The organism is Gottfriedia acidiceleris, assembly GCF_050457485.1.
Classification (GTDB): Bacteria; Bacillota; Bacilli; order Bacillales; family Bacillaceae_G; genus Gottfriedia; species Gottfriedia acidiceleris_D.
Map to the genome: position 1 here is coordinate 1 of NZ_JBCMJM010000044.1, position 785 is coordinate 785.

The 785-nt window shown below is 53.0% G+C and carries 8 tRNA genes; all 8 read left to right on the forward strand.

The window, feature by feature from the left end:
* Positions 1–40: 40 nt before the first annotated feature.
* The 8 genes from ABEY15_RS24245 (at position 41) to ABEY15_RS24280 (ending at position 781) form a co-directional block, all read left to right on the forward strand.
* Positions 41–117 (forward strand) — tRNA-Pro (locus ABEY15_RS24245).
* A 10-nt stretch (positions 118–127) separates the two neighbouring features.
* Positions 128–200: transfer RNA gene (locus ABEY15_RS24250), tRNA-Ala, on the forward strand.
* Positions 201–228: 28 nt separating this feature from the next.
* Positions 229–302, forward strand: a tRNA-Met gene (locus ABEY15_RS24255).
* A gap of 9 nt (positions 303–311) precedes the next feature.
* A tRNA-Ile gene (locus tag ABEY15_RS24260) sits at positions 312–388 on the forward strand.
* Between the two features lie 8 nt (positions 389–396).
* A tRNA-Ser gene (locus tag ABEY15_RS24265) sits at positions 397–489 on the forward strand.
* A 52-nt stretch (positions 490–541) separates the two neighbouring features.
* A tRNA-Met gene (locus ABEY15_RS24270) sits at positions 542–618 on the forward strand.
* Positions 619–621: 3 nt separating this feature from the next.
* Positions 622–697 (forward strand) — tRNA-Asp (locus tag ABEY15_RS24275).
* Positions 698–705: 8 nt separating this feature from the next.
* A tRNA-Phe gene (locus tag ABEY15_RS24280) sits at positions 706–781 on the forward strand.
* Positions 782–785: the final 4 nt, after the last annotated feature.

A 785-nucleotide genomic window follows, 5' to 3' on the forward strand; every position in this document is an offset into this window, starting at 1 on the left:
CCTTTCGGGCGCGCCATATTATTTCACCTGTAATTCTGAACGGGAAGTGGCTCAGCTTGGTAGAGCACCTGGTTTGGGACCAGGGGGTCGCAGGTTCAAATCCTGTCTTCCCGACCATTTAAAACATGGGGCCTTAGCTCAGCTGGGAGAGCGCCTGCCTTGCACGCAGGAGGTCAGCGGTTCGATCCCGCTAGGCTCCACTTAAAGAAACTTAAATTAACTTATTATGGCGGTGTAGCTCAGCTGGCTAGAGCGTACGGTTCATACCCGTGAGGTCGTGGGTTCGACTCCCTCCGCCGCTACTTATTTAAGGACCTTTAGCTCAGCTGGTTAGAGCAGACGGCTCATAACCGTCCGGTCGTAGGTTCGAGTCCTACAAGGTCCACCACTTATAATGGAGTAATACCCAAGTCTGGCTGAAGGGATCGGTCTTGAAAACCGACAGGGGTGTAACAGCCCGCGGGGGTTCGAATCCCTCTTACTCCTCCATTTTTATTAAATTTCATATTAATGGATCTAACTTAGTTAGTATCTAAATTATCGCGGGGTGGAGCAGTCTGGTAGCTCGTCGGGCTCATAACCCGAAGGTCGCAGGTTCAAATCCTGTCCCCGCAACCAAATGGTCCCGTGGTGTAGCGGTTAACATGCCTGCCTGTCACGCAGGAGATCGCCGGTTCGATCCCGGTCGGGACCGCCATTTAAGATGGCTCGGTAGCTCAGTCGGTAGAGCAGAGGACTGAAAATCCTCGTGTCGGCGGTTCGATTCCGTCCCGAGCCACCATCTT